The sequence below is a fragment of the Klebsiella sp. Q2 genome (genome assembly GCF_009900705.1).
Classification (GTDB): Bacteria; Pseudomonadota; Gammaproteobacteria; order Enterobacterales; family Enterobacteriaceae; genus Klebsiella; species Klebsiella quasipneumoniae.
In genome coordinates, this window is sequence record NZ_JAAABE010000002.1 from 17,145 (window position 1) to 37,906 (window position 20,762).

Annotated in this window: 18 protein-coding genes; 14 read left to right on the forward strand and 4 right to left on the reverse strand. The window is 62.6% G+C overall.

Features of this window, described 5'->3' with window-relative positions:
• The first annotated feature begins 27 nt into the window (after positions 1 to 27).
• The 5 genes from prfA to kdsA are packed head-to-tail and all read left to right on the forward strand — an operon-like array spanning position 28 to position 4,060.
• Positions 28 to 1,110 (forward strand): peptide chain release factor 1, encoded by a 1,083-nt coding sequence (gene prfA, locus GT756_RS07675; protein WP_004203214.1) that lies wholly within the window; start codon positions 28 to 30, stop codon positions 1,108 to 1,110.
• Positions 1,110 to 1,958: a peptide chain release factor N(5)-glutamine methyltransferase gene (prmC, locus tag GT756_RS07680; RefSeq protein WP_017899848.1), complete on the forward strand. Its 849-nt coding sequence runs from the start codon at positions 1,110 to 1,112 to the stop codon at positions 1,956 to 1,958. Before prfA ends, prmC begins: the two co-directional genes overlap by 1 nt.
• Positions 1,958 to 2,350 (forward strand): invasion regulator SirB2, encoded by a 393-nt coding sequence (gene sirB2, locus GT756_RS07685; RefSeq protein ID WP_008804389.1) that lies wholly within the window; start codon positions 1,958 to 1,960, stop codon positions 2,348 to 2,350. Before prmC ends, sirB2 begins: the two co-directional genes overlap by 1 nt.
• Positions 2,351 to 2,353: 3 nt before the next feature.
• Entirely contained in the window at positions 2,354 to 3,166 is an 813-nt protein-coding gene (gene sirB1 / locus GT756_RS07690) for an invasion regulator SirB1 (RefSeq protein WP_017899847.1), read from the forward strand.
• Positions 3,167 to 3,205: 39 nt separating this feature from the next.
• Positions 3,206 to 4,060 (forward strand): 3-deoxy-8-phosphooctulonate synthase, encoded by an 855-nt coding sequence (gene kdsA / locus GT756_RS07695; RefSeq protein ID WP_002910393.1) that lies wholly within the window; start codon positions 3,206 to 3,208, stop codon positions 4,058 to 4,060.
• An 87-nt stretch (positions 4,061 to 4,147) separates the two neighbouring features.
• Here the strand turns inward: kdsA and chaA are convergent, their stop codons facing one another.
• Positions 4,148 to 5,248, reverse strand: coding sequence for a sodium-potassium/proton antiporter ChaA (gene chaA, locus GT756_RS07700; RefSeq protein ID WP_004203207.1), 1,101 nt, complete (start codon positions 5,246 to 5,248; stop codon positions 4,148 to 4,150).
• Between the two features lie 263 nt (positions 5,249 to 5,511).
• On the opposite strand from chaA, the gene chaB reads away from it, so the two are divergent.
• On the forward strand, positions 5,512 to 5,742 hold the full coding sequence (gene chaB / locus GT756_RS07705) for a putative cation transport regulator ChaB (protein ID WP_004203206.1): 231 nt from the start codon (positions 5,512 to 5,514) through the stop codon (positions 5,740 to 5,742).
• Positions 5,743 to 5,878: 136 nt separating this feature from the next.
• On the forward strand, positions 5,879 to 6,559 hold the full coding sequence (locus tag GT756_RS07710; protein WP_049092103.1) for a gamma-glutamylcyclotransferase: 681 nt from the start codon (positions 5,879 to 5,881) through the stop codon (positions 6,557 to 6,559).
• A 56-nt stretch (positions 6,560 to 6,615) separates the two neighbouring features.
• Here the strand turns inward: GT756_RS07710 and GT756_RS07715 are convergent, their stop codons facing one another.
• The gene (locus GT756_RS07715; protein WP_002910387.1) at positions 6,616 to 6,858 is read right to left on the reverse strand and encodes a DUF1883 domain-containing protein; all 243 of its coding nucleotides are present in this window, start codon (positions 6,856 to 6,858) and stop codon (positions 6,616 to 6,618) included.
• A gap of 238 nt (positions 6,859 to 7,096) precedes the next feature.
• A complete protein-coding gene (locus tag GT756_RS07720; RefSeq protein ID WP_160124655.1) occupies positions 7,097 to 7,450 on the reverse strand; it encodes a DsrE/DsrF/TusD sulfur relay family protein in 354 nt (117 codons plus the stop codon).
• Positions 7,451 to 7,518: 68 nt separating this feature from the next.
• Here GT756_RS07720 and nasR point away from each other — a divergent pair, with 68 nt between their 5' ends.
• The 7 genes from nasR (at position 7,519) to GT756_RS07755 (ending at position 20,105) form a co-directional block, all read left to right on the forward strand.
• Positions 7,519 to 8,700, forward strand: coding sequence for a nitrate regulatory protein NasR (nasR, locus tag GT756_RS07725; protein ID WP_048295064.1), 1,182 nt, complete (start codon positions 7,519 to 7,521; stop codon positions 8,698 to 8,700).
• A gap of 244 nt (positions 8,701 to 8,944) precedes the next feature.
• Positions 8,945 to 10,201, forward strand: coding sequence for a CmpA/NrtA family ABC transporter substrate-binding protein (locus GT756_RS07730; RefSeq protein WP_069602885.1), 1,257 nt, complete (start codon positions 8,945 to 8,947; stop codon positions 10,199 to 10,201).
• Between the two features lies 1 nt (position 10,202).
• Complete coding sequence (gene ntrB / locus GT756_RS07735; protein WP_017900761.1) at positions 10,203 to 11,087, forward strand: nitrate ABC transporter permease; 885 nt, start codon at positions 10,203 to 10,205, stop codon at positions 11,085 to 11,087.
• 9 nt (positions 11,088 to 11,096) lie between these two features.
• Positions 11,097 to 11,885 (forward strand): ABC transporter ATP-binding protein, encoded by a 789-nt coding sequence (locus GT756_RS07740; RefSeq protein WP_004203195.1) that lies wholly within the window; start codon positions 11,097 to 11,099, stop codon positions 11,883 to 11,885.
• A 10-nt stretch (positions 11,886 to 11,895) separates the two neighbouring features.
• Entirely contained in the window at positions 11,896 to 15,963 is a 4,068-nt protein-coding gene (gene nirB / locus GT756_RS07745; protein WP_160124656.1) for a nitrite reductase large subunit NirB, read from the forward strand.
• On the forward strand, positions 15,963 to 18,569 hold the full coding sequence (locus GT756_RS07750; protein ID WP_160124657.1) for a nitrate reductase: 2,607 nt from the start codon (positions 15,963 to 15,965) through the stop codon (positions 18,567 to 18,569). The genes nirB and GT756_RS07750 overlap by 1 nt, the downstream gene beginning before the upstream one ends.
• Before the next feature lie 153 nt (positions 18,570 to 18,722).
• On the forward strand, positions 18,723 to 20,105 hold the full coding sequence (locus GT756_RS07755) for a YchO/YchP family invasin (protein ID WP_057215924.1): 1,383 nt from the start codon (positions 18,723 to 18,725) through the stop codon (positions 20,103 to 20,105).
• On the opposite strand, the gene narL is transcribed toward GT756_RS07755, so the two are convergent.
• Positions 20,102 to 20,752 (reverse strand): two-component system response regulator NarL, encoded by a 651-nt coding sequence (gene narL / locus GT756_RS07760; protein ID WP_002910198.1) that lies wholly within the window; start codon positions 20,750 to 20,752, stop codon positions 20,102 to 20,104. The genes GT756_RS07755 and narL overlap by 4 nt on opposite strands.
• Between the last annotated feature and the right edge of the window lie 10 nt (positions 20,753 to 20,762).

Genomic DNA, 20,762 nt, shown 5'->3' on the forward strand with positions numbered 1-20,762 from the left:
TTTTCAGGACAGGGTGAATTCACGCCTATGAAGTCTTCTATTGTTGCCAAACTGGAAGCGTTGTACGAGCGCCACGAAGAAGTGCAGGCGCTGCTCGGCGATGCCGCGACGATTGCCGATCAGGATAAATTCCGCGCGCTGTCGCGGGAGTATGCTCAACTGAGCGATGTGGCGCGCTGCTATACCGACTGGCGTCAGGTGCAGGAGGATATTGAAACCGCACAGATGATGCTCGACGATCCGGAAATGCGCGAAATGGCGCAGGAAGAGCTGCGGGACGCCAAAGATAAAGGCGAACAGCTGGAGCAACAGCTGCAGGTCCTGCTCCTGCCGAAAGATCCCGATGACGAGCGTAACGCCTTCGTGGAAGTACGCGCCGGGACCGGCGGCGACGAAGCGGCGCTGTTTGCCGGCGATCTGTTCCGCATGTACACCCGTTACGCGGAATCGCGCCGCTGGCAGGTGGAGATCCTCAGCGCCAACGAAGGTGAACACGGCGGCTTTAAAGAGGTGATCGCCAAGATCAGCGGCGACGGCGTCTACGGCCGGCTCAAATTTGAATCCGGCGGCCATCGCGTGCAGCGCGTGCCGGCCACCGAGTCGCAGGGGCGTATCCACACCTCCGCCTGTACGGTGGCGGTGATGCCGGAGCTGCCGGAGGCGGAAATGCCGGATATCAACCCGGCGGATCTGCGCATCGATACCTTCCGCTCCTCCGGCGCGGGCGGGCAGCACGTTAACACCACCGACTCGGCGATCCGTATTACCCACCTGCCCACCGGCATCGTGGTGGAGTGTCAGGACGAACGTTCTCAGCATAAAAACAAAGCCAAGGCGCTGTCGGTGCTGGGTGCGCGGATCCGCGCCGCCGAAGTGGCCAAGCGTCAGCAGGCGGAAGCCTCCACGCGCCGCAACCTGCTGGGCAGCGGCGACCGCAGCGATCGCAACCGTACCTACAATTTCCCACAGGGCCGCGTGACCGATCACCGCATCAACCTGACCCTTTACCGTCTGGATGAGGCGATGGAGGGCAAACTCGACATGCTGATTGAGCCGATTGTCCAGGAACACCAGGCCGATCAGCTGGCGGCGCTGTCCGAGCAGGAATGATGACCTTTCAGGCCTGGCTGCAGCAGGCAATCGCCCGCCTGGCGGAGAGCGACAGTCCGCGACGCGACGCCGAGATCCTGCTGGGACACGTCACCGGCCGGGCGCGCACCTGGATCCTGGCCTTCGGCGAAACGACACTCTCCGCTGACGAGGCGACGACGCTGGAGGCGCTCCTGCAGCGACGCCAGCGCGGGGAGCCCATCGCCCATCTGGTCGGGCAGCGGGAGTTCTGGTCGCTGCCGCTGTTTGTCTCCCCGGCGACGCTGATCCCCCGCCCGGATACCGAATGTCTGGTAGAGCAGGCGCTGGCGCGTCTGCCCGTCGCGCCGTGCCGTATTCTCGACCTCGGCACCGGGACCGGCGCCATTGCCCTGGCGCTGGCCAGCGAGCGTCCGGACTGTGAGATCACCGCGGTGGACGTCATGCCGGACGCCGTGGCGCTGGCGTTGCGTAATGCCGCCCATCTGGGCATCGCTAACGTGACGATACGGCAAAGCGACTGGTTTGCCGCGCTGGCCGGGCAGCGTTTCGCCATGATCGTCAGCAATCCCCCCTATATCGACGCGGCAGACCCGCATCTCGCCGAGGGCGATGTGCGCTTTGAGCCGCTAACGGCGCTGGTGGCGGGCGATGAGGGGCTGGCCGATCTGGCGCAGATTATCCGCGAGGGGCGGCAGTATCTGCAGCCCGGCGGCTGGATGCTGCTGGAGCATGGCTGGACCCAGGGCGAAGCGGTGCGCGCGCTGTTCCGCGAAGCGGGCTATCTGGACGTCGCGACCTGTCGCGACTATGGCGACAATGAGCGTCTGACCCTCGGACGTTTACCCGACATGGAGAACGTTGGCTGATGAACTTATTCACGGCTGTCCTCTATCTGCACATCGCCAGCGTGGTGGTGTCGGTAGGATTGTTCGTTTTACGTTACTGGTGGATGTATCACCAGAGCCCGCTGCTGAACCAGCGGTGGGTGCGAATTGCGCCGCACTGCAGCGATACGCTGCTGTTTCTCAGCGGTGCGGGATTAATGGCGATAACGCACTACCTGCCGTTCACAGAAGACGGCGCATGGCTGACTGAAAAGCTGTTTGGCGTTATCATTTATATCGCATTAGGTTTTATCGCGCTGGGCCGTCGTCGTCCGCGCAGCCAGCAGAGCCGCTTTATCGCGTTCCTGCTGGCGCTGGTGGTGTTGTTTATCATCATTCAACTCGCCATCACAAGAATACCGATACTGGGGTAGGTCATGGGGTCATTAGCGGATTTCGAATTTAACAAAGCGCCATTGTGTGATGGCATGGTCCTCATTTCTGAACAGGTTCGCGACGATTTTCCGACGCGTTTTGTCGAGGAAGAGCTGCAGCGGCTGCTGCGCCTCGCGCAGGAGGAGATTGCGCCTTCGTGGGACCAGGAACGCCAGATAGAACGCCTGCTGGCGCTGTTTTACGAGGAGTGGGGCTTTGGCGCCTCGCAGGGCGTTTATCGTCTTTCCGACGCGCTTTGGCTGGATAAAGTGCTGGTCAACCGTCAGGGGAGCGCGGTGTCGTTAGGCGCGATCCTGCTGTGGATCGCCCAGCGTCTGGGGCTGCCGGTGGTGCCGGTGATCTTCCCGACCCAGATGCTGCTGCGCGCGGACCCGGAAACCAGCGAAGAGATGTGGCTGATTAATCCGTTCAATGGCGAAACCCTCGACGAACATACTCTGGAGGTATGGCTGAAGGGCAACATCGGGCCGGTGGCGGAACTGTTTAATGAAGATCTCGACGAAGCGGATAACGCCGAGGTGATCCGCAAGCTGCTGGACACCCTGAAGTCGGCGCTGATGGAAGAGCGGCAGATGGAGCTGGCCCTGCGCGCCAGCGAAGCGCTGCTGCAGTTTAACCCGGAAGACCCGTATGAGATCCGCGACCGCGGGCTGATATATGCCCAGCTGGATTGCGATCACGTGGCGCTGCTGGACCTGAGCTATTTTGTCGAGCAATGTCCGGAGGATCCGATTAGCGAGATGATCCGCGCACAAATCAACACGATTTCGCACAAACAAATTACATTGCATTAGTCTGGAACCATTCCGGTTACACCCTGATAAGGCGAACTTATGAAACAAAAAGTGGTTAGCATTGGTGATATCAACGTAGCGAACGACCTGCCGTTCGTGCTGTTCGGCGGGATGAACGTGCTGGAGTCACGCGACCTGGCGATGCGTATCTGCGAACATTACGTCACCGTTACGCAGAAGCTCGGCATCCCCTACGTCTTCAAAGCCTCCTTTGATAAAGCCAACCGTTCCTCCATCCACTCCTATCGTGGGCCGGGTCTGGAAGAAGGGATGAAGATTTTCCAGGAGCTGAAGCAGACCTTTGGCGTGAAAATCATCACCGACGTTCATGAAGCCAGCCAGGCGCAGCCGGTGGCTGACGTCGTGGACGTGATCCAGCTTCCCGCCTTCCTCGCGCGCCAGACGGACCTGGTGGAAGCGATGGCCAAAACCGGGGCGGTGATCAACGTCAAGAAACCGCAGTTCGTCAGCCCGGGCCAGATGGGCAACATCGTCGATAAGTTCATCGAGGGTGGTAACGACAAAGTGATCCTCTGCGACCGCGGCGCTAACTTCGGTTACGACAACCTGGTCGTGGATATGCTTGGCTTCGGCGTGATGAAGAAAGCCTCCAACAATTCACCGGTTATCTTCGACGTCACCCACGCGCTGCAGTGCCGCGACCCGTTTGGCGCTGCCTCCGGCGGTCGCCGTGCGCAGGTGAGCGAGCTGGCCCGCGCCGGTATGGCGGTAGGTATCGCCGGTCTGTTTATCGAAGCGCATCCGGATCCGGACCACGCGAAATGCGACGGCCCGTCCGCGCTGCCGCTGGATAAACTGGAGCCGTTCCTCAAGCAGATGAAAGCGATTGACGATCTGGTGAAAAGCTTCGACGAGCTGGATACCAGCAAGTAAGCCTGACCTCATCAGTTAAAAAGCCTGCCGGCGTCAAAACCGGCAGGCTTTTTTTTCGCCCGGACTCCGCCGGGCGGGGAAGCGAGGTCAGGCGAAAATGGTCATCAGGTAGGCGGCGAAAAGCGCCAGATGGGCCGCGCCGTTCAGCACATTGGTGCGTCCGGTGGAGAAGGAGATATGGCACAGCACCAGCGAGGCGACCATCACCACCATCTCCGGCGCGCCAAGGCCAAAGCGCAGCTCATTGCCGGTCAGGAAGGCGATGAGGGTGACTACCGGGACCGTCAGTGAGATGGTGGCCAGCACGGAGCCGAAGAACAGGTTCATCGCCCGCTGTACCTGATTGTTGAGCACCGCTTTGAGCGCGCCAAGGCCTTCCGGCGACAGGATCAGCAGGGCTACCAGGAAGCCGGTAAAGGCCACCGGGGCGTTCATGCTGGTCAACAGCGTTTCCAGCGGGTTGGCGTTCATTTTCGTGACGGCGATAACCGCCACCAGGTGCACCAGCAGCCAGGCGGTATGCCACCCGCTGCTGTGGGCGGAGGGTTTACCGTGGTGCGGGTCGTCATCGTCGCCGTCGTCTTCATGCTCATAAACAAACAGACTCTGATGGGTTTTGGTCTGAATAAGCAGGAAAACACCGTACATGGCCGCCGAAATCACCGCCACCAGCAGCGATTGCCCGGTGCTAAAGTTCGCGCCCGGCAGCGCCATGGGAAACACCAGCACGATAATCGCCAGCGGAAACAGGGCGATAAGATACTGCTTAATGCCGAACAGATTCATATATTGGGTGGCGAATTTACGCCCGCCCAGCAGCAGGGAAAAACCGACCAGACCGCCGGTGACGATCATAATGATGGAGTAGAGCGTGTCACGCATCAGGGTCGGCGCGGCGTCGCCGGTGGCCATTAACGCCGAGATCAGACTGACCTCAAGGATAACCACCGACAGGCTCAGGATCAGGGAGCCATAGGGTTCGCCCAGGCGGTGGGCGAGGACGTCGGCGTGGCGGACCACGCTGAAGGCGCTGCTTAAAATACCGACCAGCGCGAGGATGTTAATCGCGATAACCACTGGCAGTGACTGGCTGCTGCCCCAGAAAAACAGCACCGCCAGCGCTAGCACCGGAAAGACGAGGGAGGACTCCTTATGGCGGGTTTTTACCGCCTCATGTGCATGGGTCATGAACCATCTCCATTTATGCAGGTGTTATAATTATAAAAACGCAGGGCGATAAAGTAACAGATTTTGCTAAATTGCCGCTGGATTTTTACTTAAATTTACGGGTGTCGAGAGATATCTTGATTAGTTTATTATAATTTGCGATTACTCTATTTTTATTATTAATATTCAGATAATTACTAAAATTCATTTTTAACTCATCATCGGCTTGATAGCCTGCCGCCTGCGTTCCAGACTTAAACTTTATGCTCAAACAGGAGGCCATGATGCCCTATCACAGTAAACAAGAGCTACCCGACAGCGTTAAGCATGTTCTGCCTGCCCATGCGCAGGAAATTTATAAAGAAGCGTTTAACAGCGCCTGGGATCAATATAAGGATAAAGACGACCGGCGCGATGACGCCAGCCGCGAAGAGACGGCACACAAAGTCGCCTGGGCGGCGGTGAAGAACAGCTACGAGAAAGGCGATGACGATAAGTGGCATAAGAAAAAATAATTGCTGACGCCGCTTTTACGCTTGCCAGCGCCCCGCTGATTGCTTATTGAAAGATAAAGTTGGATAATATTTCAGCAATATTGACGGATGCATGAGACGAACGCCGGGAAGCGGGCAGTGGCGGAGGTAGTAAACAGTGTTAACTCGTGATTTCTTGATGAATGCGGATTGTAAGACAGCGTTTGGCGCTATTGAGGAATCGCTACTCTGGTCGGCAGAACAACGCGCAGCCTCGCTGGCGGCGACGCTGGCCTGCCGCCCGGATGATGGCTCAGTATGGATCTTTGGCTACGGTTCGCTGATCTGGAACCCGGCGCTCAATTATCGCGAGTCCTGCACCGGCACGCTGCCGGGCTGGCACCGCGCGTTTTGCCTGCGGTTGACCGCCGGGCGTGGAAGCGCCTGCCAGCCGGGACGCATGCTGGCTCTGAAAGAGGGCGGCCGGACTACCGGCGTCGCTTATCGTCTGCCGGACGACACGCTGGAAGAAGAGCTGACTCTGCTGTGGAAACGGGAGATGATCACCGGCTGCTATCTGCCCACCTGGTGCAAGCTGGAGCTGGACGACGGGCGAACGGTAAATGCTTTGGTGTTTATTATGGATCCGCGTCATCCGCTGTTTGAGCCGGATACCAGCGCCCAGGTCATTGCTCCGCTGATCGCCCGGGCCAGCGGGCCGCTCGGGACCAACGCCCAGTACCTGTTTTCGCTGGAACAGGCGTTAAGTAAGCTCGGGATGCACGACGCCACTCTTGATGATCTGGTGGCCAGCGTCCGCGCGCTGTTGGGCGAGAGCCCGACGCAGGGCCTGGCCTGAGCGCGCGGAAAAGAAAAACGCCCGGCATGGCCGGGCGGGTGTTCTGTCAGTGACGGTCAGGCTGGCACGTAGCTGATGGAGTGCTCCAGTGACTGGCTGTGACTGTCGATAAGCACGTTCCAGGTGCCGCTGTAGGGCACCGTCAGATAGGCGCTGTCCCGATCCTGCACGCTCAGAATATCCGCATGGCTGTCGCCAGGGACCTTCGCGCTCATCAGATGAATATGGCAGCGCTCTGAGCACCGCACCACCAGCGTGTCACCGCCAAACAACGTCAAACTTGCTTTTACCATCGCCATTTTTGTACCCCGTTTCTGTCCTGCTACAGCATCCTGCCCACCCAGTCCTCGCGTGATATTGTTCACACTTTGCTCTGTGCATCACACCAAACGGCGCGGGTCGGGATGCTGATTTTGATCAAAAAAAGGGATAAAGATTAAACAAAAATGACGTTGTTCCTGAAAGCATTCAGCTAACATTTTTTTCGCCTCTTCAGGTGGCGAAACCTGATATTTCCTGCCGTTCGGCACCCCAGATTCAGAAGGTCAGCACTTTATCTGCCGCCAGGGTCCACTGGGCCAGCTCAACGAGAGTGCCAACCTCCACCCCGTCAACTAACGGCAGTGTGCTGACCCCGCGGCCGTCCGCGCAGGTTTTGCACAGCTTCACGGGAACCTGCTGGGCGGTGAGGATCTCCAGCATCTGCTGCACATTATACCCTTCCGCCGGCTTCTGCCCGCGCAGCCCGGCGGTGACCGCGTCGGACATCAGAAACAGCTTGAGATCGAGGTCGGACTGCTGTTCGCGCAGGGCAATGGCCAGGCGCAGGCTGTTGAACAGGGACTCGCTGCCGTAGGCGGCGCCGTTGGCGATAATCACAATACGTTGCATACAAACTCCTTCTTAAAGGCACGGTTATTGCTTTACCGCAGTATAAAGCGTTAACCCGGAGGAGGGGTATGAATAATACGACTGGTCACGCGGACGAGGCGACGGCCTGGCTGCAGCTGGCGCGCCGCCTGCAAAAACAACAGCTTCAGCAACTAGCCCGGCTGGGCGAGCTGGCAAGTCAGCTCAGCGCGCTGGTGCATATGCTGCAGTGCGAGCGCGGGGCGTCGAATATTTTTCTTTGCTCGGGCGGCCAGCTGTACGCGGCGGAGTGTCGGGCGGGTGGGGCGCTGGTTGATGAGCGGCTGGCCTTGTTCTATGCCGCCCTCGAACGGGCGCGCGCGGTCGCCGGCAGCGCGCTGTGCTGGCGCATCGCCCGGGCGGTAGGCGATCTGGCGCAGCTCCCGACGCTGCGTGAGCAGGTCAGCCGCCGGCAGGTAGCCGCTGAAGCCGCGACGGAGCAATTCAGCCGTATTATCCGCCATCTGCTGAATATCGTCCCGCAGCTCAATGACAGTATTGACGACCCGCCGGTAGCCGGGCGTATGGTCGCCCTGTACAGCTTTATGCAGGGAAAAGAGCTGGTGGGTCAGGAGCGCGCGCTGGGAGCGTTGGGCTTTACCCGCGGCGAGTTCAGCGACAGCCTGCGCCAGCAGCTGGTGGACCGTATTGACGGTCAGCAGCCCTGCTTCGACAGCTTCCTGGCGCTGGGCAGCCCGGCGACCGTCCAGCTGTTTACTACCCAGTGTCAGGCCGGTCTGGACATAGAGCAGCTGCGGCGGATCGCCTGCACCCGCCAGCCGGCGGCAGACGGTGGGGAAACGGCGCTGCGCTGGTTCGGCCTGCAGACCCAGCGGCTTGAGCAGCTGCGCGAAGTGGAAGAGCAACTGATCGACGATCTGCTGGACGCCACCGACGCGCTGTTAGAAGACGACGCGCCTGGCTGGCTGGCCGGGGAGGAGAGCGATAGCGTGACGCCGCGGCTGGATAAACAGCTGCTGCCGCTGGTGCGCCAGCAGGCCTATGAGCTGCAGCAGCTCTCCAGCCAGCTGGCTTCGCTGAAAGACGCGCTCGAGGAACGCAAGCTGATCGAAAAAGCGAAAAGCCTGCTGATGACACACCAGGGGATGCCGGAGGAGCAGGCCTGGCAGACGCTGCGCAAGATGGCCATGGACAAGAATCAGCGGATGGTTGAGATAGCCCGCGCGCTGCTGATGGTGAAGGCGATCTGGCCAGTAACCCCAAAGGAGTAGATGCACAACCGATGGGCATTTGCTGCCTGTCGGCGGTGCACTTTTGCCTGACAAACCGACCCGGGCGAAAGGAAAAGCCCGCCCGTGCGCCATTGCTAAAGCTGGCATCCCCTTTGCATTAGTTATAGTGAGTGAATAAAAGTCCGGGCGACGAACCAATGGCGGTTCGGGTGTCCGTGGATAAAGGCGTCCTGCAGTGCATATGCACTGTCGGGCGCTTTTTTTTTGCGCGTGTGGAGCGGATATGAGCGATAAATTTTCAATTTCACGGCGGCGCTTGCTGCAGGCAGGGGCCGCGCTGGGCGGCGCGATGCTGCTGCCGGGCGTGATGCAGGCCGCGTGGGCCGGCGGCTCGGACAGACCGGAGCAGACCACCGTGCGGGTCGGGTTTATTCCGCTGACCGACTGCGCGCCGCTGGCCATCGCCGCGGCGAAGGGGTTTGACAAAAAATATGGTATTACCCTGGCGCCGAGTAAGGAGGCCAGCTGGGCGGCGGTGCGCGACAAGCTGGTGGCCGGTGAACTGGACGCGGCGCATATTCTCTATGGCCTGCTGTACGGACTTGAACTGGGGATCGCCAGCAAGCCGCAGGCGATGGCCAATCTGATGACCCTCAACCGCAATGGTCAGGCCATCACCCTCTCCAGCGAACTGCAGGAGAAAGGGGTGACCGACCTCGGCGGTCTGAAGCGGCTGATCGACCGCAGCGCGCCGGGCAGCTACACCTTCGCCCATACCTTTCCCACCGGCACCCATGCTATGTGGCTCTACTACTGGCTGGCGAGCGCCGGCATCGATCCCTTTAACGATGTGCGCACCGTCGTGGTGCCGCCGCCGCAGATGGTGATGAACATGCGCATCGGCAATATGAGCGGCTTTTGCGTCGGCGAGCCGTGGAACGCCCGCGCCATAAACGACCGTATCGGCTTCACCGCGGCCACTTCCCAGGATATCTGGCCCGAGCATCCAGAAAAGGTGCTGGGCGCCCGTCGCGACTGGGTGGAACGCCAGCCGAACACCGCCCGCGCGCTGGTGGCGGCCCTGATGGAGGCGCAGCGCTGGATCGCCGCCTCGCCGGAGAACACCCGGGAGACGGCCCGCCTGCTCGCCAGACGCGGCTGGCTCAATACCAAAGAGCAGTACCTCACTGGCCGGATGCTTGGGGAGTATGACAACGGCCTCGGCCGCCGCTGGCAGGATCCCCATCCGATGCGCTTTTACGCCGAGGGCGAGGTGAGCTTCCCCTGGCTGTCGGACGGGATGTGGTTCCTCACCCAGTTTCGTCGCTGGGGGCTGCTGAAACAGGCTCCGGATTATCTCGCGGTGGCGTCGCGCATTAATCGCATCGACGTCTGGCAGGCTGCCGCCCAGGCGGTAGGGGGGATCAGCGCGCCGGCAGCCACGATGCGCAGCAGCACACTGATGGACGGTACGGTCTGGAACGGGTCCGACCCGGAAGGCTACGCCCGCCATTTCGCTATTCAACGTAAGGGGGCATGAGATGAAGCAGGCACAACGTAAGCAACCGGCCGTCAGCGTGGAGAACGCGCCTGGCGAAGTGATTCTCCTGCCGCCGGTGCAGGTCCGGCGCACCACGCCAACCGTCACGCGCTGGCTGCGTGAGCTCATCCAGCGCCTGCTGCCCCCGCTGCTGGGGCTGGGGGTGCTACTGCTGGCCTGGCAGCTGGCGGCGATGCACAGCAAAGGCTTTCCCACGCCGCTGAGCACGCTGGACTCGGCGCTGACCCTGTTTGCCGATCCGTTCTATCAGGACGGGCCGAATGACATGGGCATCGGCTGGAACGTGCTGGCTTCTCTGCAGCGCGTGGCGGTGGGCTTCGGCCTGGCGGCGCTGGCGGGCATTCCGCTGGGGTTTTTGATCGGCCGTTCGCTGTTCTTCGCCCGCATGTTTAATCCGCTGATTGCTCTGCTGCGCCCGGTCAGCCCGCTGGCCTGGCTGCCGATTGGCCTGCTGCTGTTCCAGAAGGCGGAGCCGGCTTCCAGCTGGACCATTTTTATCTGCTCCATCTGGCCGATGGTGATCAACACCGCGGAAGGCGTGCGGCGGATCCCGCAGGACTATCTCAACGTCGCCCGCGTCCTCCAGCTCTCGGAGTGGACGGTGATGCGCAAAATTCTCTTTCCGGCGGTGCTGCCGGCGGTGCTCACCGGCGTGCGCCTCTCCATCGGCATCGCCTGGCTGGTGATCGTGGCGGCGGAAATGCTCACCGGCGGGCTGGGGATCGGCTTCTGGATCTGGAACGAGTGGAACAACCTCAATGTGGAAAACATCATCATCGCCATCGTCATTATCGGCGTCGTCGGCCTGCTGCTGGAGCAGGGTCTGATGCTGCTCGCCCGCCGCTTTAGCTGGCAGGAAAAATAAGGAGCCAACATGAAACCATTAATTCAGGTGCAGGCCGTCAGCCAGCGCTTCAACACCGCCAGCGGCGAGTTTCTGGCGCTGCAGAATGTCTCCTTCGATATCGTCGAAGGGGAGACCATTAGCCTGATCGGCCACTCGGGTTGCGGAAAATCGACTCTGCTAAACCTGATCGCCGGGATCACCACCCCTACCGAGGGCGGACTACTGTGTGATAACCGGGAAATCGCCGGTCCCGGGCCGGAGCGGGCGGTGGTTTTCCAGAACCACTCACTGCTGCCGTGGCTGAGCTGTTTCGACAATGTGGCGCTGGCGGTGGATCAGGTGTTCCGTCGCACCATGAGCAAGCATGAGCGTCGGGAGTGGATTGAACACAATCTCGCGCGCGTGCAGATGGGTCATGCGCTGCATAAACGGCCCGGGGAGATCTCCGGCGGCATGAAGCAGCGGGTGGGTATCGCCCGGGCGCTGGCGATGAAGCCGAAAGTGCTGCTGCTTGATGAGCCCTTCGGCGCTCTGGACGCGCTGACTCGCGCCCACCTCCAGGACACGGTGATGCAGATTCAGCAGGAGCTCAATACCACCATCGTCATGATCACCCACGACGTTGATGAAGCGGTGCTGCTCTCCGACCGGGTGCTGATGATGACCAACGGCCCGGCAGCGACGGTCGGCGAGATCCTCGCGGTCGATCTGCCGCGTCCGCGCCACCGCGTTCAGCTGGCGGACGACAGCCGGTATCACCATCTGCGCCAGCAGATCCTCCATTTCCTGTATGAAAAACAGCCGAAAGCGGCGTAAGGAGGCGGTCATGACGCGGCGACTGGTGGTGATCGGTAACGGCATGGCGGCCACCCGTCTGGTGCAGCGGCTGGTTGAGCGCGACCCTGCGCGGTTTGCCATTACCGTCGTCGGCGACGAGCCGCACCCGGCCTATAACCGCATCCAGCTCTCGCCGCTGCTGGCTGGCGAAAAAACAGCGGCGCAGCTCCCGTTGCTGCCGGCGGAGTGGTACACCCGGCACGGGGTGTGCCTGCGGTCTGGCGAAGCGGTGAATGAAGTCGATGTTGTGCAACGGCGGCTGCGCATCGCGGAGACCTGGCTGCCGTGGGATGAGCTGGTGTTCGCCACCGGTTCGCGGCCCTTTTTCCCGCCGCTGCCGGGCATTGATCGTCCGCAGGTTATGCCCTTCCGCACCCTGGCGGACGTGGAACGTATTCTGGCGATATCCGGCCCGGCGGTGGTGATTGGCGGTGGGGTGCTGGGTGTGGAAGCGGCGGCAGCGCTGCGTCGTTACGGCGGAGAGGTCACTCTTCTGCATCGCGGCAGCGGATTAATGGCGCCGCTGACCGACGCTTTTGCCGCCGATGAGCTCAGGCAGCAGCTTGAAGCGCGCGGCATTCGCTGTGTGCTGGAGTGCCGGATCGCCGCCATCGACGCCGACGGCGTGCGGCTGGCGGATGGGCGCGTATTCCGCGCCAACAGAGTGGTGCTGGCGACCGGCGTGCAGCCCAACAGCCGTCTGGCGGCGCAGTCCGGTGTGCTGTGCCAGCGGGGGATCGTGGTTGACCGCCAGATGGCCGCCTCGCTGCCGGGGATCAGCGCCATTGGCGAATGTTGCGAAATTGACGGCCACACCTGGGGGCTGGTGGCTCCCTGCCTGCGTCAGGCCGAGGTGCTGGCGGATCGCCTGTGCGGCGTCCCCGGCGCGGGCTTTGTCTGGCAGGACGTCGGCACCCGGCTGAAGGTCACCGGCATTGAACTCTTTAGCGCTGGCGAGCAGCAGGCCGGCGAACAGGATGACATTTTTACCAGCTGGGACCCCATCGACCGCCACTATCGTCGCCTGCTGCTGCGCGACGGCCGCCTGCGCGGCGTGCTGCTGATGGGCGACTGCACTGCCGCCGCCGCGCTCACCGCGCGCCTGGAAAGCGACGAGCCCGCCACCCCGGACTGGCTTTTTGACCCTTCTTCAACGCAGCCGCAGGCTGCAGGAATAATGACGATGACGAAACCTGTATTAGTGCTGGTGGGACATGGCATGGTCGGCCACCATTTTCTCGAACAATGCGTGAGCCGCAACCTGCATGAGCAATATCGTATCGTGGTGTTTGGCGAAGAGCGTTACGCCGCCTACGACCGGGTGCACCTCTCCGAATATTTCGCCGGACGCAGCGCCGAATCGCTGTCGCTGGTGGCCGATGATTTCTTTCACCGGCACGGCATCGAACTCCGCCTCGGCAAGGCGGTGGCGACGATCGACCGCGACGCGCGGCTGGTGCGGGACGCCGAGGGACATGAAACCCACTGGGATAAACTGGTGCTGGCGACCGGCTCCTATCCCTTTGTTCCGCCTGTCCCTGGCAACGATCTCGACGGGTGCTTTGTCTATCGCACCCTTGACGATCTGGACCGCATCGCCGCCCATGCCGCCGCGGCGAAGCGCGGGGTGGTGATCGGTGGCGGCCTGCTCGGGCTGGAGGCCGCCAACGCCCTGAAACAGCTGGGGCTGGAGACGCACGTGGTGGAGTTTGCCCCGAACCTGATGGCCGTCCAGCTGGATAACGGCGGGGCGGCGATGCTGCGGGAGAAGATCGTCGCCCTCGGCGTGGGGGTGCATACCAGCAAAGCCACCACCGCCATCGTGAGCGAGGCCGACGGCCTGCGGCTGAACTTTGCCGACGGTGGCACGCTGTTGACCGACATGGTGGTCTTCTCGGCGGGGATCCGCCCGCAGGACGCGCTGGCCCGCGGCTGCGCGCTGCAGGTCGGCGAGCGCGGGGGGATTGGCATTGATGGCCAGTGCCGCACCTCTGACCCGGACGTGCTGGCGATAGGCGAATGCGCCCTGTGGGATAATAAAATTTACGGCCTGGTGGCGCCGGGCTATCAGATGGCGCGGATCGCCGCAGCCACCCTCGCAGGAGAGGACGCCTGCTTTAGCGGTGCCGACATGAGCACCAAACTGAAGCTGCTGGGGGTTGACGTGGCCTCGTTTGGCGATGCGCAGGGGCGCACGCCGGGCTGCCAGAGCTATCAATGGACCGACGGTCCGCAGCAGGTTTACAAAAAAATCGTCGTCAGTCAGGACGGCAAAGCCCTGCTTGGCGGCGTGCTGGTGGGGGACGCCAGCGACTATGCCACGCTGCTGCAGATGATGCTGAACGGCATGGCGCTGCCGCCGCGTCCGGAGAGCCTGATCCTGCCGGCGCTGGAGGGGGCCGCGCCGAAGGCGCTGGGGGTGGCGGCGCTGCCCGACAGCGCGCCGATCTGCTCCTGCCATAGCGTCAGCAAAGGCGATATCTGCCAGGCGGTGAACAATGGCGCGGGGGATATGGCGGCGATAAAAAGCTGCACCAGAGCGGCCACCGGCTGCGGCGGCTGCAGCGCGCTGGTGAAACAGGTGATGGAGTACCAGCTGGCGGCGCAGGGCGTCGAAGTGAAAAAAGACGTCTGCGAGCATTTCCCGTGGTCGCGCCAGGAGATCTACCACCTGGTGCGGGTCAACCATATCCATACCTTCGAGCAGCTGATTAGCCGCTACGGCCAGGGGCACGGCTGCGAGGTTTGTAAACCGCTGGTGGCCTCGGTGCTGGCCTCCTGCTGGAACGAATACCTGCTGAAGCCGGCGCACCTGCCGCTGCAGGATACCAACGATCGCTATTTCGCCAACATTCAGAAGGACGGAACCTATTCGGTGGTGCCGCGGATGGCGGCGGGGGAAGTGACGCCGGACGGGCTGATCGCCATCGGGCAGATCGCCAAACGTTATCAGCTCTACAGCAAAGTGACCGGCGGCCAGCGCATCGACCTGTTTGGCGCGCGGCTGGAACAGCTGCCGGCTATCTGGCGCGAGCTGGCCGACGCCGGGTTTGAAACCGGCCACGCCTATGGCAAGTCGCTGCGCACGGTGAAGTCCTGCGTCGGCGCAACCTGGTGTCGCTACGGCGTGCAGGACTCCACCGGGCTCGCGGTGCGGCTTGAGCATCGCTATAAAGGGCTACGCGCCCCGCACAAGATCAAGATGGCGGTCTCTGGCTGCACCCGCGAGTGCGCCGAAGCCCAGGGCAAAGATATCGGAGTGATTGCCACCGACAAAGGCTGGAATCTCTACGTCTGCGGCAACGGCGGAATGAAACCGCGTCACGCCGACCTGTTTGCCAGCGATCTCGACGAAGCGACGCTGATCCGCAGCATCGATCGTCTGCTGATGTTCTATATCCGTACCGCCGACCGCCTGCAGCGCACCAGCACCTGGATGGACAACCTGGAGGGCGGCGTCGCCTACCTGCGGCAGGTGGTGCTGGAGGATAGCCTCGGCATTGGCGAGGAGCTGGAGCAGGAGATGGCCCGCATCGTCGACAGCTACCAGTGCGAGTGGCAGACCACCCTCAACGATCCTCAGCGTCTGGCGCTGTTCCGCTCCTTCGTTAACAGCGACCAGCCCGACGAGGCGGTGCAGCGCCACGATCTGCGCGGTCAGCCGCAGCCGTTGCCTGCTGAAGCGTTGCCCGAAGGCGAACTCCCATCCCGGCCGTGGCAGGCGATTTGCGACCTTGACGCCATTCCGGCGCAGGCGGGGATCGGCGCCCGGTTAGGCGAGCGGCAGATCGCCCTGTTCCGCTTCGGCGATCGGGTGTATGCCCTGGACAACCGCGAGCCGGGCAGCGCGGCCAACGTGCTGTCGCGGGGGCTGTTAGGGGACGTCGGCGGGGAACCGGTGGTGATCTCCCCGCTGTACAAACAGCGGATTCGCCTGCGCGACGGCTGGCCGTGCGACGGCGGTGAACAGGCGGTGCGCGCCTGGCCGGTGAAAGTGGAAAACGGCAAAGTGTGGGTGGGCAGCCAGCAGCTGCTGGCGCGAGCGGAGGCCTCCTGATGAAGACCATCCGAACGACCTGTCCCTACTGCGGCGTAGGCTGTGGGGTGCTGGCGAGCGTAGATGACGCGGGGCGGGTGAGCGTGCGCGGCGACGACCAGCACCCGGCCAACCTCGGCCGTCTGTGCGTCAAAGGGGCTGCCCTCGGGGAGACCACGGGCCTGGCGGGGCGGCTATTGGCGCCGGAGGTGGACGGCCAGAAGGTGACCTGGCCTCAGGCGCTGGCGGAGACCGCTTCTCGCCTGCAACAGGTTATCGACCAGCACGGCCCGCAGGCGGTGGCCTTCTACGCCTCCGGCCAGCTGTTAACCGAGGATTACTATGCCGCCAACAAGCTGATGAAGGGGTTTATCGGCGCGGCGAACATCGACACCAATTCGCGGCTATGCATGTCGTCGGCGGTGACCGGCTACAAGCGGGCCTTTGGCGCCGACGTGGTGCCCTGTAGCTATGAGGATGTGGAAAACAGCGATCTGGTGGTGCTGGTCGGCTCAAACGCTGCCTGGGCGCATCCGGTGCTGTACCAGCGTCTGGCGCAGGCGAAGCGGGACAATCCCCGGTTGCAGATCGTGGCGATCGATCCCCGACGCACCGCCACCTGCGAGATCGCCGATCGCCATCTGGCGCTGGCGCCGGGAAGCGACGGCGGGCTGTTCGTGGGGTTGCTTAACGCCCTGGCGCAGGCTGGAGCCTGCGTCGACGGTTTTCGCGATGGCGCGCAGGCGCTGGCCGAAGCGAGTGGCTGGGACGTGGCGAAAGTAGCTGATTTTTGCGGCCTGGCTGCCGATGAGGTGGCGGGTTTCTATCGCGATTTTATCGCCGCCCCGCGGGCCATCACCCTCTACACCATGGGAATTAACCAGTCAGCCAGCGGCAGCGACAAATGTAATGCCATCATCAACGTCCATCTGGCTAGCGGAAAGTATGGCCGCCGCGGCTGCGGCCCCTTTTCGCTGACCGGTCAACCCAACGCCATGGGCGGGCGCGAAGTCGGCGGGCTGGCGACGATGCTGGCGGCGCACATGGATTTTGTGCCGGCCGATCTGCAGCGGCTGGCCCGCTTTTGGGGAACCGAGCGGCTGGCGCAGACTCCGGGGTTGACCGCCGTGGAGCTGTTTGCCGCCATCGGCCGCGGCGAGGTGAAAGCGGTCTGGATCATGGGCACCAATCCGGTGGTGTCCCTCCCCGACAGCCACGCGGTGAGCCAGGCGCTGGCCGGCTGTCCGCTGGTGATCGTCTCGGATGTCGCCGCTGAGACGGATACCGGACATTTCGCCCACATCCGTTTTCCGGCGCTGGCCTGGGGCGAGAAAAATGGCACGGTCACCAACTCGGAGCGGCGCATCTCCCGTCAGCGCAGCTTTCTGCCGCCGCCGGGGGAGGCGAAAGCGGACTGGTGGATCATCGCCAGAGTGGGGCAGGCGCTGGGATATCGCGAGGCGTTTGCCTGGCAGCATCCGCATGACGTTTTCCGCGAGCATGCGGCGCTGTCCGGTTTCGAAAACGACGGCCAGCGGGCGTTTGATATCGGCGCGCTGGCGGATCTCAGCCGCGAGGCGTGGGACGCCATGGCGCCGGTCCGCTGGCCAGTCAGCCGCCGCCGCGCCGACCTGGATGTCACGCGCGGCTGGCATCGCGATGGCCGGTTGCGAATGGTGCCGGTGACGCCTCAGCCGACCCGGGCGGCAACCGATGTCTTTTATCCGCTGATCCTCAACAGCGGGCGGATCCGCGATCAGTGGCACACCATGACCCGCACCGGTGCCGTGCCGCGGCTGATGCAGCATATCGCGGAGCCGGTGGTGGAGGTGGCGCCGCAGGACGCCGTTCGCTACCAGCTTGTCGCCGATGGGCTGGCGCGTATCTGGTCGCGCCATGGGGTGATGGTGGCGAAAGTGGCGATCAGCGAAGGCCAGCGCCCCGGCTCGCTGTTTGTCCCCATGCACTGGAACAATCAGTTCGCCCGCCAGGGGCGGGTGAATAACCTGCTGGCCGCCGTCACGGACCCGCATTCCGCCCAGCCGGAGAGTAAACAGGCGGCGGTGGCCATCGCCGCCTGGCAGCCTGCCTGGCACAGCGAACTGTTTTGTCGCGAACCGCTGCCATTTCCTGCGGCCTGGCACTGGCGGCGGCGGGCGGCGACAGGAGTGCTGCACTACTCGCTGGCCGGGGAGGCGTCAGCCCGCCAGTGGCTCAGGGTCTGGTGCGCGCAGCGCGGCTGGCAGCTGCAGATAGCAGACGGCGGCGCAGTGTGGAACCTGCTGGCGTGGCATCAGGGGAGGCTGATGCTGGGCTGGTGGAGCGATGCGCGCGAGCCGGCGGTGGATAGCGCAGGAGTAAGCGCCGCCTTCGCCACGCCGCCGTCCGATGCCGCCCGGCGCCATGCGCTGCTCAGCGGCCGACCGGACGCCGCCGCCGCGCCGCCGGGGCGGATTGTCTGCAGCTGCTTTGGGGTCGGCGAGCGGGCGATCGGCGAGGCCATCGCCAGCGGCTGCGCCAGCGTCGGGGCTTTGGGCACCAGGCTGAAGTGCGGGACCAACTGCGGCTCCTGCGTGCCGGAGCTCAACGCGCTGCTGGCGACGCAACCGGCCCGCGCCGGGGCCTAACGGCGCGGCGATATCTTCTGTGGTTGGGCGACAGATTGCCCAACCGGTTTCAGCATATTCCTGGAATTGTCCGCAGGGCTGCGGGAGAGGGGAAAAAACGATAAACTAAAACCATCTTCCAATTTTTTCTGCGAGCCCGCGCAAAACCAGTTGATGCCTGTGTCGTACCGTTTGCTGCCATCCCTGATCATTCTCCTGCTGCTGCCGGGCGTTCCCGTCTGGGCGCTGACCGCCAGTCACACCACTCTTACTCCCCAGGAAGAACCTTCCTTGCCCGATTTGGGGATCGCCCCGCAGGTCGATGACGACGCCAGACACTTTGCCGAAGTGGCTAAGAAGTTCGGCGAGGCCAGCATGAGCGATAACGGACTGACGGCGGGCGAACAGGCGCAGATGTTCGCCATCAACAAACTCGGCAATGAAGTGAGCCACCAGCTGGAGAGCTGGCTCTCGCCATGGGGCAACGCCAATGTCGACCTGCTGGTCGATAAAGAGGGGAAGTTCACTGGCAGTAAAGGGAGCTGGTTCGTGCCGTTGCAGGATAACGATCGCTACCTGACGTGGAACCAGTATTCGGTAACCCGGCGCGAGAACGATCTGGTGGGCAACATTGGGCTTGGCCAGCGCTGGCGGGTCGGCGGCTGGCTGCTGGGCTATAACTCGTTTTATGACAAGGTGCTGAGCGAAAGCCTGGCTCGCGGCAGCGTCGGCGCCGAGGCGTGGGGGGAATATCTCCGCCTGTCGGCGAACTACTACCATCCGCTGGGCGACTGGCAGCTGCGGGAGAATCAAACCCAGGAGCAGCGGATGGCCGCAGGGTATGACGTTACCGCCCAGGCGCGGCTGCCGTTTTATGAGCACATCAACACCAGCGTCAGCGTCGAACAATACTTCGGCGACAGCGTCGATCTGTTTCATACCGGCACTGGCTACCATAACCCGGTGGCCGTCTCCGTCGGGCTCAATTACACCCCGGTCCCGCTGGTCACCGTGACCGCCAAGCATAAGCAAGGGGAAAATGGCGTCAGCCAGAATAACGTTGGCCTGAAGCTCAACTACCGCTTTGGTGTGCCGCTCAAGCAGCAGCTGGCGGCGGACGAGGTGGCGTTCAGCAACTCGCTGCGCGGCAGCCGCTTCGACAGCCCGGAGCGGGATAATCTGCCGGTTGTGGAGTATCGGCAGCGCAAAAATCTGACGGTCTATCTGGCCACGCCGCCCTGGGATCTACAGTCCGGGGAGACGGTGCAGCTGAAGCTGCAGATCCATAGTCTGCACGGTATCAAGTCGCTGCACTGGCAGGGCGACACCCAGGCGCTCAGCCTGACGCCGCCGGTGGATGCCCGCAGCCCCGATGGCTGGAGCGTGATTATGCCGGTGTGGAACAGTGAACCGGGCGCCGCGAACCGCTGGCGCCTGTCGGTGGTGGTAGAGGATAAACAGGGGCAGCGCGTCTCATCCAATGAGATCGCCCTGGCGCTGACCGAGCCGCTGGTCAAGTTCACCGCGCCAGGCGTCTCCTGGACGGACTCGCCTTAAAAAATTCGCTCCTGGTGGACCCATACCGCGGCTTCCACCCGGGATTTGAGCTTCATTTTCTTCAGCATGTGCTTGACGTGCACTTTGACGGTGCTTTCGGTGATATCCAGCCGGCGGGCGATCATTTTGTTCGGCAGCCCCTGGGCGATCAGCTTGAGGATGTCGCGCTCGCGCGGGGTCAACTGGCTGATGTCGCGATCGGAGGTGGCGCGGTTGGCGCGCAGGCTGGCGGCCAGCACCGGGGTTAACGCTTCGCTTAATACCATTTCTCCGGCGGCCGCCTGCTGCAGCGCTTTCAGCAGATCTTCCGGCTCCATGTCTTTCAGCAGATAGCCATCGGCGCCGCGCTTGAGGGCGGTAACAACGTCCTCTTCATGGTTAGAGACGCTGAAGACCACCACCCGCCCAGACAGCGATTTCTCACGCAGTTTGTCCAGCGTTTCCAGGCCGTTCATGCCCGGCATATTGAGGTCCAGCAGGATCAGATCCGGATCCAGCGACTCCGCCAGCTCGATACCTTGCGCGCCATTGCTGGCTTCGCCAATCACCTGGATGTCCGGCGCCATGCTAATCAATTGTTTCACGCCGGTGCGCAGCATCGGATGGTCGTCAATGAGAAGGATGGTTGCCCGTTCCTGTTGACTCATGGGGGTCTCC